Here is an 18036-nt window from a genome sequence, read left to right on the forward strand (position 1 = left end):
AGATGCCGTACACCGCACACCGGTTGCCGAACCGACGCCGCGGCGTTTCGGCGAGGCCGGATCACGCCTGCCACGGATACTCACGGTCATGCGCGTCGAATTCGATCCGGAGGTCATGGGCAGCGATGCCTTCTACCGGTTAATGACCTCCGTCGTCGTCCCACGCCCCATCGCCTGGGTATCCACGATCACACCCGACGGAACCACCGAGAACCTGGCCCCGCACTCCTTCTTCAGCATCGCCAGCACCGACCCGCCGATCGTCCAGTTCACCTCCATCGGCCGCAAGGACTCGCTGCGCAACGTGGAAGACACGGGCGAGTTCGTCGTCAACTTCTCCTCGGAGCCGTTGCTGCGGATGATCAACGCAACCGCCACCGACTTCCCCCGGACCGTCAGCGAATTCGACGTCGCGGGCATCGAACGCGAGCCCAGTCTGCGGGTCCGCCCGGCCAGGGTGGCCGCCTCACCCGTCGTGCTGGAATGCCGTTCGCACACGACCTTGCGCATGGGCAACTCCACCCTCGTCTTCGGCCGGGTGCTGCATGCCGCCGCGAAGGAGGAGTACATCGTCGACGGCCGGCCCGGCTCCGAGCGGCTGCGCCCCCTCACCAAGCTCGGGGGCGACGAGTGGGGCACGTTGGGGAGCATCATCCACCTCAACCGCATTCCCTACGAGGAACCCGAAGGGAACGGCTCTCCCCCTCACCCCCCACAGGAACCACCACCCTCGCCCTGAGCAGGGGCTCCGCCGCACGCCCGGCCCCCGTCGTCTCGGCGACCGCCTCAGCGGCGGCCCGCCGGCTGGGGCGCCGCGCCCCGCTCCACCTCCTCGAAGAGGGCCGCCGCCCGTGCGGCGGTCTCCTTGGCCCACCTACCGGTGCTGAGCACCGCCAGGGCGACGATGGCGAGGCCGAGGCCGACCAGCAGCCACCAGACGCCGTGTGCGGCGTCGGTGTACGTGGTGCCGCCGTGAGCCACGGAGGTGCCCACGATCGTGCCCGCGACGGCGACGCCCAGGGTGGTGCCGGTCTGCCGGCCGGCGGAGGCGAGGGACGTGGCCACGCCCGCCATGGACCGGGGCATGCCGGAGACGGCGGTGTTGGTGATCGGCGGGTTGACGGTGCCCTGGAAGACACCGATCAGCGTGTAGATCGCGAGCAGGGCCGCCGGCGGGGTGGACGGCCCGATGAGCAGCGACACGGCGCCGCCCGCCGCCAGCGCGGTCCCGGACACCAGCAGGGGCAGCCGGGGGCCGTGCGCGCCGACGTACCTGCCGGTGCGCGGGGAGAGCAGCACGATCAGCAGGCCGACCGGCAGCACGCACAGCCCCGCCTCGAGCGCCGACATGCCGCGGACCTCCTGAAGGTAAAGGGTGGTGACGAAGAGGAACGCGCCGAAGGCGCACAGGGCCGCGAAGGCCATCAGGATCGCGGAGCCGAACGGCACGCTGCGCAAGAGCCGCAGCTCCAGCAGCGGGTCGGTGCGGCGCAGTTCGTAGCCGACCGTGGCGAGCGCCGCCACCACGGTGACGGCGAGCAGGGCGAGGATGGTGGGTGAACCCCAGCCCAGCTTGTTCGACTCGATGATCGCGTGGACCAGGCTGCCCAGCACGAGGATCACCAGCGCCTGCCCGACGGGGTCGGCGCGGCGGGCCCGCGGGGCGCGGGACTCGGGGACGTACAGGGCGGCCATCACGATCGCGACCGCCACGATCGGCACGTTGATCCAGAAGATGGAGCGCCAGTCGAAGGCGTCGACCAGGGCGCCGCCGAGGATCGGGCCGAGCGCGAGCGACAGGCCGGACATCGAGCCGAACACGCCGATGGCCCTGGCCCGTTCCCTCGGGTCCGGGAAGGTGGTGGCGATGATCGCCATCGCCACCGGGTTGAGCATGGTGCCGCCGGCGGCCTGCACGACGCGGGCGCCGATGAGCCAACCGATGCCCGGCGCCAGGCCGCACAGCAGCGAGCCGAGCCCGAACGCGGCGAGACCGAGCAGGAAGACGCGCTTGCGGCCGATCCGGTCGGCGGTGGAACCGGCCAGCAGCAGGAAGCTCGCCAGCACCAGGGTGTACGCGTCGACCGTCCACTGGAGGCTGGACACCGAGGCGTGCAGGTCGTCACGGATGTCCGGCAGCGCGATGTTGACGATGGAGATGTCCATGACGACGACGATCATGCCGGCGCAGCAGATGGCCAGCACCAACGACCGCCGCCGGGGACTGAGTACGGTCACGTGGGTCCAATCCACTCGAAGGCCACCGCCGACGAGCGCAGGTGACCTGGGTCAAAGGCCGTGCCGGTGCGCACGTCGGACGGAGTGAGGGCGCACCCGATCCGGCGGACGGGCCCGCGGAGCGGGAACCGCCCGCGGGCCACCGGACATGTCCCCGACGCTACGATTTCGAGCGTGCTCGAAATCAAGGCGCCCACGCGATCACAGTCCGTCCGCCCGCAGGCCGAGCCCGACCCAGGCCTGACCATCGCCGAGGCCGCGCGCCGGACCGGGGTCAGTGTCCACACGCTGCGTTACTACGAGCGCGTCGGTCTGGTCATCACCGGTGTCGACCGAACGCCCGGCGGGCGACGCCGTTATCACCGGCGGGACCTGGCCTGGATCACTCTGTGCACCAAGCTCCGGGCGACCGGGATGCCCATCAAGACGATCCGGCGGTACGCCGAACTCGTCGCGGCCGGGTACGGCAACGAGGAGGAGCGCCTGGCCCTCATGGAGGCCCATCGCGCCGAAGTCGCCGCGAAGATAGCGGAGTTGCAGGAGAACCTGGCGCTGCTCGACCACAAGATCGACGTCTACCGGGGCCGGCTCGCCGCGGGTGACGCCGACAAGCTGTGGGTGCCGCTCCCGGAGACCGGCGGGGAACACCACGACCGGCCCCCGCGTTGATCCCGTACGGGAGGAACGGAGGCCCAGGCAGTGCACGGTGAGTACAAGGTGCCCGGCGGCAAGCTCGTCGTCGTGGACGTGGACGTCGAGGACGGCGTGCTGCGGCACGTGCGCGTGGCGGGTGACTTCTTCCTGGAGCCCGACGACGCGCTGGAGGCGGTGAACGGAGCGCTGGAGGGTGCCCCGGCGGACACGGACGCCACGGGGCTGGCCGCGCGGATCGAGGCGGCGCTGCCGGCGGGGACGGTGATGTACGGGCTGACGTCGGAGGGCGTCGGCGTCGCGGTGCGCCGCGCGCTGGCGCACGCCACGGACTGGACGGACTACGACTGGCAGCTCATCCACGAGGCCCCGCAGCCACCCGCCCTGCACATGGCGCTGGACGAGGTGCTGACCGCCGAGGTGGCCGCGGGCCGGCGGCCACCGACGCTGCGGGTGTGGGAATGGGGCGCCCCGGCGGTGATCATCGGCAGCTTCCAGTCGCTGCGCAACGAGGTGGACCCGCAGGGCGCCGCGCGGCACGGCATCGAGGTCGTGCGGCGGATCTCCGGCGGCGGCGCGATGTTCGTGGAGCCCGGCAACACGATCACCTACTCGCTGTCGGTGCCCGAGTCCCTCGTGCAGGGCCTGTCCTTCCAGGACAGCTACGCCTATCTGGACGACTGGGTGCTGGGCGCCCTCGGTGACATGGGGATCCGGGCCTGGTACCAGCCGCTGAACGACATCGCGACCGACCAGGGCAAGATCGCGGGCGCGGCGCAGAAGCGGATCGTCGGCCCCGGCGGCGGCCCGGGTGCCGTACTGCATCACGTGACCATGTCGTACGACATCGACGCGGACAAGATGGTCGAGGTGCTGCGGATCGGGCGGGAGAAGCTGTCCGACAAGGGGACCAGGAGCGCGAAGAAGCGGGTCGACCCGCTGCGGCGGCAGACGGGGCTGCCGCGCGAGGCCGTCATCGACCGGATGATCGCCTCCTTCCGCGCGCGCTACGGCCTGGCGCAGGGCAAGGTCACCGACGAGGAACTGGCCCGGGCCGAGGAGCTGGCGCGCACCAAGTTCTCGTCGCCGGAGTGGACGGCGAGAGTGCCGTAGCCGTACCCGCGCCGTGCCGACTGCCGTCGGCGGCCCGCGGTGCTCGCGGCCGGCCGGGGGCATAAGGGGCAGAGCAGTACGTCGTGAACGCGCGGCCGTGACCGGGCGGGTACGCAGCGAGTTGGCACTTCCGCCGCACAGGGAGTCGTGTGACACTGTCGTCCCCGTCCACCATGCGGACCCCTTCCGCACCCCCTCCCCCACGAGAAGTGCGTTGTGCGTTCCCTTCCTCTGCCGCTCGCTCTCACCGCGCGTCTGACGCCGGTCGCGGTGCTCGCCTGTGCCGGCTGGGCGCTGACGTCCGGCCCGGCCGCGCCGCCGGCCTCCGCCGGGCACCCGACGGCCCAGAAGACGCCCTCCGGGTCCTCCGCCGCCGCCCCGTCGTCCACCGCGGCGGCGAAGACGTACACCACCGCGCCCGCCCCCTGCTCCGCCGTGGCCGCGGGCACCGTCAAGTCCCTTGTGCCCGGGGCGAAGACGGCCGGCAAGGAGATCCCGTCCACGGACACCGAACTGCGCCGCACCTGCTCCTGGAACGCGCTCCAGGGGTACGACTACCGCTGGCTCGACGTGTCGTTCGAGATCAGCGAGTCGGAGCAGGAGGCGAAGAAGGAGTACGAGCAGCGGGTCGCCGAGAAGAGCGGTGGCGGGGTCGTCCCCGGGCTCGGGGACAGCGCCTACTCCGTCGTGAACCTCACCACGGAGGACGGCCAACAGACCCGTGAGGGCGTCGTGTTGGCCCGTGCCGCCAACGCCCTCGTCGTCGTCACCTACAACGGGAGCGACTTCGAGAGCAAGAAGGCCCCCGGTACGGACGTCATCAACAAGGGTGCGATCAAGGCGGCGAAGTCCGCGGTGGCCGCGCTGGGCGGCGGCCGGGGCTGAGCCACACGCTGCTCGGCGGGCTCGACGCGTCGCCGGTGACGAGGCCGAATCCGTGCGCGCGCCGGTGGCCGGACCCGTGGCCGTGTGCCGGTGACGGCGCCGAATCCGTGCCCGCACGCCGGTGACGAGTCCGGAGCTCAAGCGCCGGTGACGAGGCGAAGCCCGCACGGGGTGCCCCGGAGGCCCGAGCCGAGCCCGAGCGCCGACGCCGGTGACGACACCGAAGCCGTGCCCCTGCACCGGTGACGAGGCCGAAGCCCAAACGCCGGTGACAAGGCGAAGCCCGTACGGGGTGCCCCGGAGGCCGGAGCCAAGCCCGAGCACCGCACGCCGGTGACCACGCCAAATCCGTGCCCGTACGCCGGTGACGAGGCCGAAGCTCACGCCGGTGACAAGGCGAAGCCCGTACGGGGTGCCCCGGAGGCCGGAGCCAAGCCCGAGCGCCGCACGCCGGTGACGACACCGAAGCCGTGCCCGTGCACCGGTGACGAGGCCGAAGCACGAGCGCCGGTGACAAGGCGAAGCCCACACGGGGTGCACCGGAAGCCCCAGCGCCGCACGTCGGTGACGACACCGAAGCCGTGCCCCTGCACCGGTGACGAGGCCGAAGCCCAAACGCCGGTCGGGGCGAGGGTCGTACGCCGGTGCCCGGCCCCAGCAGCCCGGGCCCGGGTCCGTGCTCCGGGGTCAGGACGGCGGGTCCGCGTCCTGGTGTGCGGGGAGCCGGGGCGCGCCGAGGGCGGGGGGCTGCTGGTCAGGACGGGCACCGGTGAGGTCGCGGTGCGGCTGTCCCGGGCCGGCGACTGACCGAGCCCCGCGCCCCGGTGATGACGCCGGGCCGCTCAGCCGTCGGCGCGTCGCCCCGAGGCCAGGGTGAGGGTCAGGTACAGCACCACGGAGGTGCCGAGGCCCACCGCCCAGCCGTAGTCCGCGAGGGGTGCCAGGGCGGGGATCGGGCGGCCGTCGGTCAAGGGCTTGAGGCTCGCGCCGCCGATCGCCAGGACACCGCCCGCCAGGAAGGCGACGACCGCCCGCCAGTTCCAGCCGCCGGCGTACCAGTACCGGCCTCCCGGGCGGTACAGGTCGCCGAGGTCCAGGCGGGTGCGGCGCAGCAGCCAGTAGTCGGCGACGAGGATGCCGGCGACCGTGCCGAGCAGGCCGCCGACCAGCCCGAGCCAGGTGAAGATGTAGCCCTGCGGGTCGGAGTACAGCTTCCACGGGCAGATCAGCACGGCGAGGACGGCGGTGATCAGGGCTCCGGTGCGGAAACTCACCTTCCGGGGCGCCACGTTGGAGAAGTCGAAGGCCGGGGACACCAGGTTGGCGGCGATGTTCACGGACAGCGTCGCCACGAGGACGGTCACGAGCGCGTACAGCAGACCGACCACGTTGTCCGTCTTCGCCGCGAGCTGCACCGGGTCCCAGACGGGTTCGCCGTACACGGCCTGCGAGCCGGAGGTGACCAGCACCGACAGGAACGCGAACAGGGTCATCGTGGTCGGCAGGCCGAGGGCCTGGCCCCAGGTCTGCGCGCGCTGGCTCTTGCCGTAGCGGGTGAAGTCCGGGATGTTCAGCGACAGCGTCGACCAGAAGCCGATCATGCCCATCAGGGAGGGCCAGAACAGCTTCCAGAAGTCGCCGCCCCAGCCGAGCTTGGACGGCTGGTCGAAGAGCGGACCGACACCGCCGGCCTTGCTGCTCATCCACCACAGCATCACGAACGCGCCGACGAGGACGAAGGGCGCGGCCCAGTTCTCGAAGCGGCGGATGGTCTCCATGCCGCGGTGGATGATGGCCACCTGGATCACCCAGAAGATCGCGAAGGACAGCCACATCGTCCAGGCGTGGCCGCCGATGTGCCCGGCGTTCTTCCAGCCGTCGCCGATCAGCTTCCCGGCGAGGAAGTAGATCGCCTCGCCGCCGATCCAGGTCTGGATGCCGAACCAGCCGCACGCCACCAACGCCCGTACGACCGCGGGCAGGTTGGCGCCGCGCACGCCGAAGGAGGCGCGGGCGAAGACCGGGAAGGGGATGCCGTACTTGGGGCCCGCGTGCCCGGTCAGCAGCATCGGCACCAGCACGATCAGGTTGGCCAGGGCGATGGTGAACACCGCCTGCTTCCAGTCCATGCCCACCGCGATCAGCCCGGAGGCGAGGGTCCAGGAGGCGGTGTTGTGGGCCATGCCGACCCACAGGGCGGAGAAGTTGTACGTCGTCCAGGTGCGTCCGGCCACGGGGACCGGGAGCAGGTCCTGGTTGGCGTAGGGGCCGCTGGGCGGCGGTGTGCCGGGGGCGAGTTCCACGCGCCCGTCGGGGAGGGTGACCTGGCCGGATATCGGTCTGGCCGTGGGAGCGGTGTCGGTCATGGGCTGGCCAATCGGGGAGGGAGGGATCGGGATGGCCGTGCGGGCACCAGCCCCCTCCCCCAGGCGGCGGGGAGGGGAGACCAAGAGGGGCGTGGGGGGACTAGGAAGGCGTGGACGGGGTCAGGAGTTGACGGCGGGGATGACGTGCCGGCCGTAGGCCTCGATGGTGGCTTCCTGCGCGTCGTGCATGTCGTACACCGCGAACTGGTCGACGCCCAGGGCGCGCAGCGCGGTCAGTTTCTCGACGTGCTTCTCGACCGGGCCGATGACGCAGAACCGGTCCACGATCTCGTCGGGCACGAACGCGGTGTCCGGGTTGCCGCTGCGGCCGTGGTGGGCGTAGTCGTAGCCCTGCCGGGCCTTGATGTAGTCGGTGAGTTCCTCGGGGACCTGCGCGGAGTGCTCGCCGTACCTGGTGACCAGGTCGGCGACGTGGTTGCCGACCATGCCGCCGAACCAGCGGCACTGGTCGCGGGCGTGCGCCAGGGCCTCGGGAGAGTCGTCCTCGGTGACGTAGGCGGGGGCGGCGACGCAGATCGTCACCTCGGACGGGTCACGGCCGGCCGCGACCGCCGCGTCCTTGACGGCCTTCACCATGTACTCGGTCAGGTACAGGTCGGCGAGCTGGAGGATGAACCCGTCGGCCTCCTCGCCGGTCATCTTCAGCGCCTTCGGTCCGTACGCGGCCATCCAGACGGGGAGTTCGGCGCCCTCCTTGATCCACGGGAAGCGGATCTTCGTACCGCCGAGGTCGGCCTCCTCGCCCCGGGCGAGGGCGCGGATGACCTTCATGGCCTCGCTGATCCGGGCGAGCGTGTTGGGTTTGCGGCCCGCGACGCGCATCGCGGAGTCGCCGCGGCCGATGCCGCAGACGGTGCGGTTGCCGAACATGTCGTTGAGGGTGGCGAAGGTGGAGGCGGTGACCTCCCAGGTCCGGGTGCCCGGGTTGGTGACCATCGGACCGACCTTGAGCTTCTGCGTGTTCGCCAGGATCTGGCTGTAGATCACGAACGGTTCCTGCCAGAGCACGGCGGAGTCGAAGGTCCAGCCGTAGCGGAAGCCGTTGCGCTCGGCCCGTTTCATCAGGCTGATGACCCGGGAGGCCGGCGGGTCGGTCTGGAGGACGAGTCCGAAGTCCATGGGCGCCACTCCTAGTTGAGGTACTGACAGGTGGAGCGCGGGGTGAAGACGCCGTGGCCGGCGCGTCCGGTGTACTCCCGCTGGTCGATGACGAGTTCGCCGCGCGACAGGACCGTCTCGACGCGGCCGGTGACGCGCTTGCCCTCGTACGCCGAGTAGTCGACGTTCATGTGGTGGGTCTCGGCGGACATCACCTGCTCGGCGTGCGGGTCGTAGACGACGACGTCCGCGTCGGCGCCCGGGGTGATGGTTCCCTTCTTCGGGTACAGGCCGAACATCCGGGCCGGGGTGGCACAGGCGATCTCGATCCAGCGACGGCGGGAGATGTGCCCGTCCACGACCGCCTGGTGGAGCAGGTCCATACGGTTCTCCACGCCCGGAAGCCCGTTGGGGATCTTGGAGAAGTCGCCGCGGCCCAGTTCCTTCTGGCCGGTGAAGCAGAAGGGGCAGTGGTCGGTGGAGACGACCTGGAGGTCGTTGGTGCGCAGGCCCTGCCACAGCCTGGCCTGGTGCTCCTTCGGCCTGAGGGGCGTGCTGCACACGTACTTCGCGCCCTCGAAGTCCGGCTCGGCGAGGTTGTCGGTGGACAGGAACAGGTACTGCGGGCAGGTCTCGCCGAAGACGTTCAGCCCCTCGTCGCGCGCCCGAGCCAGCTCGGCCACGGCCTCCATGGCGGAGACGTGCACGACGTACAGGGGCGCGCCGGCCACCTGGGCGAGCCTGATGGCCCGGTGGGTGGCCTCCGCCTCCAGCAGGGCCTTGCGCACCTCGCCGTGGTAGCGCGGATCGGTCTCGCCCCGGGCGAGCGCCTGCTCGACCAGCACGTCGATGGCGATGCCGTTCTCGGCGTGCATCATGATCAGCCCGCCGTTCTCGGCGGAGCGCTGCATGGCGCGCAGGATCTGCCCGTCGTCGGAGTAGAAGACCCCGGGGTAGGCCATGAACTGCTTGAAGCTGGTGACCCCCTCCTCGATCAGCAGGTCCATCTCCTTGAGCGTCTCCTGGTTCACATCGGAGACGATCATGTGGAAGGCGTAGTCGATCGCGCAGTTGCCCTCCGCCTTGGCGTGCCAGGTGTCCAGTCCCTCGCGCAGGGTGTGGCCGACGCTCTGCACCGCGAAGTCCACGATGGTCGTCGTACCGCCCCAGGCGGCGGCCCGGGTGCCGGTCTCGAAGGTGTCGGAGGCGAAGGTGCCGCCGAACGGCAGCTCCATGTGGGTGTGGGCGTCGACGCCGCCCGGGATGACGTACTTCCCGGTGGCGTCGATCGTGCGGTCCGCGCTCCAGCTCTGTGAGCCGGGCGTGGCGAGGGCGGCGATGCGGGTGTCCTCGATGAGGACGTCGGCGTGGATCTCGTCGGACGCGGTGATGACTAGGCCACCGCGGATGACGGTGCGCGTGGTCATGGGGTGCCTCTCTCTCGTGGCCGTCTGCGGGTCGTCTGTGGCTGGTCGCGCCCACGCGGCGGAGCCGCACGTCGATGCGGCCCCGCGCCCCTTCGGGACGCGCCTACGGCGCCGTCAGCGGCCCGTACGCCGCAGGGTTGCGGTCCCGGTAGAACTGCCAGCGGTCGCGGACCTCGCGCAGCTTGGCCAGGTCCAGGTCGCGGACGACCAGTTCGGTCTCCTTGTCGCTCGCGACCTCGCCGACGAACTGGGCCTCCGGGTCCACGAAGTAGGTGGTGCCGTAGAAGTCGTTGTCGCCCAGGTCCTCCACGCCGACCCGGTTGATCGCGCCGACGAAGTACTCGTTGGCGACGGCCGCCGCCGGCTGCTCCAGCTGCCACAGGTAGCGGGACAGGCCGCGCGAGGTGGCCGACGGGTTGAAGACGATCTCGGCGCCGGCGAGGCCGAGCGCCCGCCAGCCCTCCGGGAAGTGGCGGTCGTAGCAGATGTAGACGCCGATCCGGCCGGCCGCGGTGTCGAAGACGGGCCAGCCGCTGTTGCCGGGGCGGAAGTAGAACTTCTCCCAGAATCCCCGGACCTGGGGGATGTGGGTCTTGCGGTACTTGCCGAGGTAGGAGCCGTCCGCGTCGATCACGGCGGCCGTGTTGTACAGGACGCCCGGCTGCTCCTCCTCGTACATGGGCAGGACCAGGACGATTCCCAGCTCGCGGGCGAGGGCCTGGAAGCGCCGGACGGTCGGGCCCTCCGGGATCCGTTCGGCGTACTCGTAGAACGCCTTGTCCTGGACCTGGCAGAAGTACGGGCCGTAGAACAGCTCCTGGAAGCAGAGGACTTGGGCGCCCTGGGCGGCGGCGTCGCGGGCCGCCTGCTCGTGCACCTGGATCATGGACTCCTTGTCGCCGGTCCAGGCGGTCTGGAAGAGGGCGGCTCGGATCACTCGGCTCATCGGGACCTCCGGTAGCTCGGTGTGCGGTGAGCGTATGAAGCCCGGACGGCCGGTTCGACGGGCAGCGTGTCACGTCCGCGGGCGGTCGGCGTGCCACCGTGTCACGTGTGCGCGGTTCCATGTTTCACCGCCGTTGTCGCAGGTCGTCGCATGTTTCACCCCTGTTGCGCGTCATGCGCGAGGAGCGCGATGTGCACGGAGGCCGCCTGTTCGAAGTCGTCCAGGTCGACGCCGAGGCGGGTCTGTATGGCCTCCAGGCGCCGGTAGAGGGCCGGCCGGGAGACATGGTGGAGCTGGGCGGTGCGGGACTTGTTGCGGCCCGTCGCCAGATAGGTCCGCAGGACGTTGAGCAGCTCCGGTTCGGCGTCGCACAGCAGTCCGTCCAGCTCGCGCTCGGCGAAGGACTGCACCTGCGGGTCGTCGCGCAACAGGCGGATCAGCCCGCGCAGATGGACGTCCTTGAGGCGGACGACGGCCGGCAGGTCGAGGGCGGCGGAGGAGCCGGCGACGGCGTCGGCGACGTGCCGGGCCTCGCGCAGCCCGGCGGGCACGTCGTCCCACGCGGTGCGGGGACCGGCGGCGGCGACCACGGCCGGGGACGCGGCGCGCAGCCGGGTCGCGAAGTGCGCGGTGAGCGCCTCGGCGTCCTGGTCGCGGGCGAGGCTGAGCAGCACGGTGGCGGCGCCGTCCGCGAGTTCGGCGACGAGTCCGGGCAGCCCCAGCAGGCGCAGCACCCGGTCGAGTTGGTCCGGTGTGCGGCCTTGGACGACGAGCGGCACGAAGGTCCGCCGGTTGACCGGCAGCCCGGCCGCCCGGGCCCGCGGCAGCAGGTGCCGGGCCGGTACGACCCCGGAGACCAGGTCGGTCAGCAGGCTCTGCGCGGACTGCTCCTCCCAGCTCTGCGCGCAGGCGCCGCCGAGCATCCGGTGCAGCACCAGGGCCTCGGCGGCCCGGTCGGCGAGCAGCCGCCCGGTGGCCGTGTCGCCCCGGTAGCCGCACAGCAGCAGCCGGCCCCACCGTTCCCCGCCCCCGCCCAGCTCGGCGCGGATCCAGCCGTCGCCGGCGCTGCCGCCGGCCTGACGGGCGATCCGCTCCCAGTCGCGCAGTACGTCGTCCACCGCGGACCGCTCCCCCGCCGTGCCGAGGACGCGGTGGGCGAGGTTGGTGACGACGACCGGGCAGCCGCTGTGCCGGGCGACCTCGTCGAGCAGCCGTTGCAGCGGCGCGCCGGCGGTGATCAGCCCGGTGAGGGCGGTGCGCACGGTCTCCGAGAGGCTGATCGCGGCGAACTTCCGCCGCACGAGCCGGGACTGCACTTCCTCCGTCAACTCGGCGAAGGGGAACGGCCGGTGCAGTACGACCATGGGAAGCCCGCACCGCTCGGCGGCCCGGCGCATCACCTCGGGCGGCGTGGGGAAGGCCCGGCCGAGACCGAGGACGACGGCCGCCGCCTCCGCCCGGTGCAGGGACTGGATGTACTCGGCCTGCCGGGCCTCGTCCCCGGCGAGCAGCACGCCGGTGGTGAGGACCATCTCGCCGCCGCTGAGCATCACGCCGACGTCGGCGGCCTCGGCGACGTGCACCCAGCGCACCGGCCGGTCGAGCTGCGCGGCGCCGGCCACCACCTCGGGTTCCCCGGCGAGCACGCGCTCCAGGGTCAGCACCTGGCGCACGGAGAGGGCGGGTTCCGGACTGTGCCGGGACTCCGAGGTGATGCTCATGGCCGTACACCTGTTCTCTAGTACGTGCTCCTCAGCGCCTGTTCCAGGATCGCCGCGCCCTCCTCGGCCTCGGCGACCGTCAGCGACAGCGGCGGGCTGATCCGCAGGGCGCTGGTGTCGTGCCCGCCGCCCTTGCCGAGGAGCAGCCCGCCCTCCCGGGCCGCCTCCAGTACCGCGGCGACGGCCTGCGGGTCGGCCTCGTCCGTGCCGGGCCTGACCAGCTCGACGCCGATCATCAGCCCGCGTCCGCGCACCTCCCGCACCCCGGGCAGCTGCGCGCCGACCGCCCGCAGCCGCTCGAGGAGCAGGCCGCCGACGCGCCGGGCGTTGCCCTGGAGGTCGTGTTCGAGGAGGTAGGCGAGGTTGGCGAGGCCGGCGGCCATGGTGATCTGGGTGCCGCCGAAGGTGGAGATGCTGTTGGCGTCCAGGCAGTTCATGATCTCGGAGCGGGCGATGACCCCGCCGATGGACATGCCGTTGCCGATGCCCTTGGCGAAGGTGACGATGTCCGGCGGGCCGCTGCGGGCGTGTGCCTGCCAGCCCCAGAAGTGGTCGCCGGTGCGGCCCCAGCCGGTCTGCACCTCGTCGGCGATCCACAGGACGCCGTGCTCCTTCAGCACCTCCCGGAAGGCGGCGTAGAGGCTGTCCGGCGGGGAGGTGAACCCGCCGACGCCCTGGACGGGTTCGGCGATCAGCGCGGCCGGCGGCCGGGTGTGGCCGAGGACGTCCTTCAGGTCGGCGACGCAGGCGTCGATGAACGCGCGGTCGTCGAGGTGGGCGAACGGCCCCCGGGTGCGGACGCCGCCGTGGACGTACAGGGTCTGCAGCGGGGACAGGGAGGTCGGGGACCAGCCGCGGTTGCCGGTGACGCCGATCGCGCTGAAGGACCGGCCGTGGTAGCTGTTCCGCATCGCGAGGACGGTGTTGCTGCGCCGGTAGGTGGTGGCGAGCAGCAGGGCGGTGTCGTTGGCCTCGGTGCCGGAGGTCGTGAAGAACACCCGGGCGTCCGGGATGCCGCTCACCTGGGCGACGCGCTCGGCGAGTTCGACCATCGGCCGGTTGAGGTAGAGGGTGGAGGAGTGGATGATCCGGCCGGCCTGCTCGCTGACCGCCTTGGTCACCTCGGTCAGCGCGTGCGCGGTCAGCGTGGTCAGGATGCCGCCGAAGAAGTCCAGGTAGCGTCGGCCGGCGGAGTCCCAGACGTGGCGTCCCTCGCCGTGGCTGATCTCGATCGGGTCGTCGTAGTACAGGGCGAGCCAGTCGGGCAGGACCCTGCGGTGGCGGGAGTAGAGGTCGTTCACGGCTGCACCAGCCCTTCGTAGGCGTCGGGGCGGCGGTCGCGGTAGAAGGCCCACTGCCGCCGCACTTCCTCGATGAGGTCGAAGTCCAGGTCGCGGACGAGGAGTTCCTCACTCTTGTCGCTGGCGGCCTCGCCCACGAACTGTCCGCGTGGATCCACGAAGTACGACGTCCCGTAGAAGTCGTTGTCGCCGTACTCCTCCTGCCCGACCCGGTTGATGGCGGCGATGAAGTACTCGTTGGCGACGGCCGCGGCGGGCTGCTCGAGCTGCCACAGGTAGGCGGACAGGCCCCGGTGGGTGGCGGACGGGTTGTAGACCAACTGGGCGCCGTTCAAGCCGAGTTGCCGCCAGCCCTCCGGGAAGTGCCGGTCGTAGCAGATGTAGACGCCGACCTTGCCGACCGCGGTGTCGAAGACGGGCCAGCCCAGGTTGCCGGGCTTGAAGTAGTACTTCTCCCAGAAGCCCTTGACCTGCGGGATGTGGTGCTTGCGGTACTTGCCGAGGTAGGTGCCGTCGGCGTCGATCACGGCGGCGGTGTTGTAGTAGAAGCCGGACTGTTCGACCTCGAAGACCGGGACGACGATCACCATGCCGGTCTCGCGCGCCAGCTCCCGCATCCGGCGGACCGTCGGCCCGTCGGGCACCGGCTCGGCCCAGCGGTAGTGCTCCGGTTCCTGGACCTGGCAGAAGTAGGGGGCGTTGAAGACCTCCTGGAACCCGATGATCCGCGCGCCCCGGCGGGCCGCCTCGCGGGCGTGCTCCTCGTGCTTCGCGACCATGGACTCGGTGTCGCCGGTCCAGGTGGCCTGGACCAGAGCGGCGCGGACGACGTTGGTCATGAGCTGCTCCTTCGACACGACGTCAGAGCCTCTACGCCCGTAGAGCAGGCCGTAGAGGGACGAAAGTAAGCCTCCGCGCGGCCCTTGCCAAGACCATCGCCGTCAACCCGCTGAGTCGATCACGATTCGCACCCCTGTGGGTGAGCCGGCGGCCCGGCCCGAGGGAGCGGATCGTGACACACCAGGACACTACCCACTGCGTCCCGTCACGTGGTGTACCCGGCGAAACGCAGTGCGTGCACGACGTCCCAGTGCCGCTCGTCGGAGACGCCGAGCGCGGCCTCCAGCAGCAGCGGGACCAGGATTGCGGGGTCGGCGGCGACGCACCGGGCGGCCTCCTCGGGGGTACGGACGCGCACGTAGGCGTCCAGCAGGGCCCGCACCTCCCGGCGCCTGCCCTCGTCCTCCATCCGCAGCACGGCCGCGCCGATCTGCTCCGCCGGCCGGGCCGCACCCTGCCGCAGCAGTTGCCGGCCGTCGCCGTCCCGGCCGGCCGCGGCGAGCGCGTCGGCGGCGGGGACCAGCCGCTCGGCGGGCAGCGCGGCGGCCTCCCACAGCAGCGTGGCCCAGTCGGCGGCGAGCCCGGCCCGGTGCAGGGCGTCCGCGAGCAGCGGCAGCCGGCCCACGGGCCACCGCGCGGCCTCCACCAGCACCACGTGCGCCTCCCCGCTCCGCCCCTCACCCCGCAACCGCGCCAGCCGCCCGACGACCCCGTCGACGGCCTCCCGGGCCCCCTCGTCCACGGCCGCGCCGTCCGGCACCGAAGGCCGCGCCGCCTCGCCGGCCCCGGCGAACCGGGCCCCCCGCGGCGCCTGCGGCCCGCCGTCCGCCCCGACACCCCCGGAGCCCCGCGGTACGACGACGGGTGCGGCCTCCTCGACATCGACGACCCCGGCGAAGCGGGCACTGCCACGGCGACGTTTGCGTGGTTTGGGGGTGGGGGTGGCGGGGGGCGAGCCGAGGGGCGAGGGCGTGGCGCCCGGCAAGAAGGGACCTCCGGCTTCGACACCGGCACCGCCACCGTCGCCGTCGGCCTGCGAAGCGGACACGTCAGGAGCGGTCGCCCAGGAGGCCGAGGCGGGCAGTACGACGCCGCGGCGGGCCTCGTCGGGGGCCACCGCGCCTCGGGGACGGGGAGCCGTGGCCGGAACGGCCCGGGTAGGGCCTACGGCGACGTGAGACGCGGGCGCGGCATCGGGGGCGGGTCCGGGCTGCGCGGCTTGGGAGGGCTCGGGGGGCCGGCCGGGTTGGTGGGGCTGGGACGCCTGGCCGGACGGGGAGGGCTGACCGTGCTGACTGGCCTGCGCGCCCCGCCCGCCCCGGGCGTCCGGAACGCCGGCAGGCCGAACCCGGACGCTCCGCCCGGCGCCCGCGCCGTCCTCTGCGGAAGCGCCCCACCCGCCCTGCGCATCCAGACTTTCGTGGGCACCGGAGACTCCCCCGGCATCCGACTCACCGCCCGGCACACCCACGTCCTCACGGGCACCCGACCACCAGCCCAGCCCACCCACGCCCTCGCGGGCACCGGAGACTCCCCCGGCACCCGGCCCCCCGCCCGGACGCGAGCCCCCGTCCACGTCGCCTCCACCGGAAGCCGTCCGCCGGTCCAGCGCCTCCAAGCGAGTGCGGAGTTCCGCGCAGCGAGACGTGGCGCGGGTGTGGTCGTCGTGGGCCCAGGCCAGGTCGAGCCGGAGGGCGTCGGCCTGGTCCTCGGGGACCGGCGTGGACAGCCGGCGGCTCAGTCCGGCGTGGCGTTCCGCGGCGTACCGCTGCTCGCGGAGCATGACGTCGAGCCGGTCGGCCAGGGCGTCCCGGGCGCCGGGCCGGGCGTCGTACGCGGTGACCGCGGCGGCGTGCAGCGCGCGGGCCCGTTCCCGCTCGGCCCCGGCGGCGGCCGGTCCGTACAGCGCGCCGAGATCCTCCAGCAGCGCCTCCGCCACGTCCCACGGCGGCACCTCACGCCCGTCCAGGCAGGCGCGCATGCCCTCGGGGTCCCGCTGCCAGAAGACCCCGTTCCAGCCGCCGCGCGGATCGAGGCGCGCCAGCAGAGCGTCCAGGTAGCTCGCGAACTCCCGTACCCGACCGGGGAGTTGATCCACCGCCATCGTCCAGCTCCCGCCCGACCGCCAGCACTTTCGTCCGGGTAGGCAACACCAGTCGTGTTACGGGCCTGCTACGGAGAGTTTTCCGGCAGTGCGCGGACCGCTCATCGCGGGATCTCGGCCGTTGCGCGTCCGGCCCCGCCGCACGGTCCTCTCAGACGGCCGCCAGGGCGCACCGGGCGACCAGGTCGTCCATCGACAGGCCGAGGACCCGCGCCAGCGCGGCCACGGTGAAGAACGCCGGCGTCGGCGCCCGCCCCGTCTCGATCTTGCGCAGCGTCTCCGCGGAGACACCTGCCTCGGCGGCGACGTCGACCATGCTCCGATCGCCGCGTGCCGCCCGCAGCAACTGCCCGAGCCGCTCGCCGCGTTCGCGCTCTTCGGGGGTGAGGGGGGTGCGCACCATGCGACCCATTCTAATACCACTCCCCACCCCCTCCCCATTCAAATACCGGTATAGTAATTGGCATGGTGGAACTGAAGACGGACACGTCGATCGACGCGATGCACGCGGCGGGCGCTTCTTCGCCGTTCCTCGGCTACCGCCCCTCCTTCGCCCCGACTCCCTTCCCCGCGGTGATCTGCGCCTCGGTGAACGACGCGATCGTCCACGGCATCCCCACCCGGTACCGGCTCCGCGACGGAGACCTGCTCTCCGTCGACTGCGGCGCGCAGCTGGACGGCTGGGCCGGCGACTCGGCGATCAGCTTCACGGTGGGCCGCCCGCGCCCTGCGGACCTCCGGCTGATCGAGACCGCCGAGCGGGCGCTGGCGGCGGGCATCGAGGCGGCGGTGGCCGGGAACCGCGTCGGCGACATCGCGCACGCCGTCGGCCGGGTCTGCCGTACGGCCGGTTACGGCATCCCGGACGGCTTCGGGGGCCACGGCGTGGGCCGCCGTATGCACGAGGACCCCGATGTCCCGAACGAGGGCCGCCCCGGCCGCGGCCTCCCGCTTCGGCCCGGCATGGTCCTCGCCATCGAGCCCATGGTGATCGCGAGCGGCCGGGACGCCTACCACGCGGCGGCCGACGGCTGGACCCTGCGCACATCGGACGGCTCCCGGGCGGCCCACGTCGAGCACACCGTCGCGATCACCGAGCAGGGTCCACGGGTCCTCACGGCACGCGAGGCGTCCTGAGGAGCGCGGGCCGCACCGGACCTGCGGCTCCGTCGCGTGGGCGCGCACGACCCCTCACCACCCGCAGCCGCCCTGCCCCACCCCACTGGGTGAACATGCCCGCCCCAACGGATCGTGTCATCGTGGGCATGAGCAACCCACCCCCGGGTTACCCGGCCGCTCCGCATGTCGTCAGCGAAGGAACCCAC

15 protein-coding genes are annotated in these 18036 nt (G+C 72.2%); 5 read left to right on the top strand and 10 right to left on the bottom strand.

Features of this window, described 5'->3' with window-relative positions; genetic code table 11:
* Positions 1-88: 88 nt before the first annotated feature.
* On the top strand, positions 89-739 hold the full coding sequence (locus tag OO52_RS21710; RefSeq protein WP_051818440.1) for a flavin reductase family protein: 651 nt from the start codon (positions 89-91) through the stop codon (positions 737-739).
* A gap of 47 nt (positions 740-786) precedes the next feature.
* On the opposite strand, the gene OO52_RS21715 is transcribed toward OO52_RS21710, so the two are convergent.
* The gene (locus tag OO52_RS21715; RefSeq protein WP_030645307.1) at positions 787-2238 is read right to left on the bottom strand and encodes an MFS transporter; all 1452 of its coding nucleotides are present in this window, start codon (positions 2236-2238) and stop codon (positions 787-789) included.
* 174 nt (positions 2239-2412) lie between these two features.
* On the opposite strand from OO52_RS21715, the gene OO52_RS21720 reads away from it, so the two are divergent.
* The 3 genes from OO52_RS21720 to OO52_RS21730 all read left to right on the top strand — a co-directional run bounded on the left by OO52_RS21720 (position 2413) and on the right by OO52_RS21730 (position 4887).
* Positions 2413-2907, top strand: coding sequence for a MerR family transcriptional regulator (locus tag OO52_RS21720; protein WP_030645309.1), 495 nt, complete (start codon positions 2413-2415; stop codon positions 2905-2907).
* A 30-nt stretch (positions 2908-2937) separates the two neighbouring features.
* Positions 2938-4002 (top strand): lipoate--protein ligase family protein, encoded by a 1065-nt coding sequence (locus OO52_RS21725; protein ID WP_030645311.1) that lies wholly within the window; start codon positions 2938-2940, stop codon positions 4000-4002.
* A gap of 216 nt (positions 4003-4218) precedes the next feature.
* The gene (locus tag OO52_RS21730) at positions 4219-4887 is read left to right on the top strand and encodes a hypothetical protein (RefSeq protein ID WP_030645313.1); all 669 of its coding nucleotides are present in this window, start codon (positions 4219-4221) and stop codon (positions 4885-4887) included.
* Between the two features lie 842 nt (positions 4888-5729).
* On the opposite strand, the gene OO52_RS21735 is transcribed toward OO52_RS21730, so the two are convergent.
* The 9 genes from OO52_RS21735 to OO52_RS21775 form a co-directional block, all read right to left on the bottom strand.
* Complete coding sequence (locus OO52_RS21735; protein ID WP_030645315.1) at positions 5730-7253, bottom strand: NCS1 family nucleobase:cation symporter-1; 1524 nt, start codon at positions 7251-7253, stop codon at positions 5730-5732.
* A 120-nt stretch (positions 7254-7373) separates the two neighbouring features.
* Positions 7374-8393, bottom strand: coding sequence for a TIGR03842 family LLM class F420-dependent oxidoreductase (locus OO52_RS21740; protein ID WP_030645317.1), 1020 nt, complete (start codon positions 8391-8393; stop codon positions 7374-7376).
* A gap of 11 nt (positions 8394-8404) precedes the next feature.
* Complete coding sequence (gene hydA, locus OO52_RS21745; protein ID WP_030645319.1) at positions 8405-9799, bottom strand: dihydropyrimidinase; 1395 nt, start codon at positions 9797-9799, stop codon at positions 8405-8407.
* Positions 9800-9902: 103 nt separating this feature from the next.
* On the bottom strand, positions 9903-10745 hold the full coding sequence (locus OO52_RS21750; protein WP_030645321.1) for a nitrilase-related carbon-nitrogen hydrolase: 843 nt from the start codon (positions 10743-10745) through the stop codon (positions 9903-9905).
* A 155-nt stretch (positions 10746-10900) separates the two neighbouring features.
* Positions 10901-12466, bottom strand: coding sequence for a PucR family transcriptional regulator (locus tag OO52_RS21755; RefSeq protein WP_030645323.1), 1566 nt, complete (start codon positions 12464-12466; stop codon positions 10901-10903).
* A 17-nt stretch (positions 12467-12483) separates the two neighbouring features.
* Complete coding sequence (locus tag OO52_RS21760) at positions 12484-13767, bottom strand: aspartate aminotransferase family protein (protein ID WP_030645325.1); 1284 nt, start codon at positions 13765-13767, stop codon at positions 12484-12486.
* The gene (locus tag OO52_RS21765) at positions 13764-14606 is read right to left on the bottom strand and encodes a nitrilase-related carbon-nitrogen hydrolase (RefSeq protein WP_030645330.1); all 843 of its coding nucleotides are present in this window, start codon (positions 14604-14606) and stop codon (positions 13764-13766) included. Before OO52_RS21765 ends, OO52_RS21760 begins: the two co-directional genes overlap by 4 nt.
* 206 nt (positions 14607-14812) lie before the next feature.
* A complete protein-coding gene (locus OO52_RS21770; RefSeq protein ID WP_030645332.1) occupies positions 14813-16711 on the bottom strand; it encodes a hypothetical protein in 1899 nt (632 codons plus the stop codon).
* A gap of 151 nt (positions 16712-16862) precedes the next feature.
* Positions 16863-17114: a helix-turn-helix domain-containing protein gene (locus OO52_RS21775; protein ID WP_030645334.1), complete on the bottom strand. Its 252-nt coding sequence runs from the start codon at positions 17112-17114 to the stop codon at positions 16863-16865.
* 62 nt (positions 17115-17176) lie between these two features.
* Between OO52_RS21775 and map the strand changes: the two genes are divergently transcribed.
* Positions 17177-17848 (top strand): type I methionyl aminopeptidase, encoded by a 672-nt coding sequence (map, locus tag OO52_RS21780; protein ID WP_078877291.1) that lies wholly within the window; start codon positions 17177-17179, stop codon positions 17846-17848.
* The last annotated feature ends 188 nt before the right edge of the window (positions 17849-18036 follow it).

This window comes from Streptomyces flaveolus, from assembly GCF_000716535.1.
Lineage (GTDB): Bacteria > Actinomycetota > Actinomycetes > Streptomycetales > Streptomycetaceae > Streptomyces > Streptomyces flaveolus_A.

Coding starts and splice junctions, on each gene's coding strand:
- OO52_RS21710 (WP_051818440.1), top strand. CDS start 89: ATGCGCGTCGAATTCGATCCGGAGGTCATGGGCAGCGATGCCTTCTAC.
- OO52_RS21735 (WP_030645315.1), bottom strand. CDS start 7,253: ATGACCGACACCGCTCCCACGGCCAGACCGATATCCGGCCAGGTCACC.
- OO52_RS21740 (WP_030645317.1), bottom strand. CDS start 8,393: ATGGACTTCGGACTCGTCCTCCAGACCGACCCGCCGGCCTCCCGGGTC.
- hydA (WP_030645319.1), bottom strand. CDS start 9,799: ATGACCACGCGCACCGTCATCCGCGGTGGCCTAGTCATCACCGCGTCC.
- OO52_RS21750 (WP_030645321.1), bottom strand. CDS start 10,745: ATGAGCCGAGTGATCCGAGCCGCCCTCTTCCAGACCGCCTGGACCGGC.
- OO52_RS21755 (WP_030645323.1), bottom strand. CDS start 12,466: ATGAGCATCACCTCGGAGTCCCGGCACAGTCCGGAACCCGCCCTCTCC.
- OO52_RS21765 (WP_030645330.1), bottom strand. CDS start 14,606: ATGACCAACGTCGTCCGCGCCGCTCTGGTCCAGGCCACCTGGACCGGC.
- OO52_RS21770 (WP_030645332.1), bottom strand. CDS start 16,711: ATGGCGGTGGATCAACTCCCCGGTCGGGTACGGGAGTTCGCGAGCTAC.
- OO52_RS21775 (WP_030645334.1), bottom strand. CDS start 17,114: ATGGTGCGCACCCCCCTCACCCCCGAAGAGCGCGAACGCGGCGAGCGG.
- map (WP_078877291.1), top strand. CDS start 17,177: ATGGTGGAACTGAAGACGGACACGTCGATCGACGCGATGCACGCGGCG.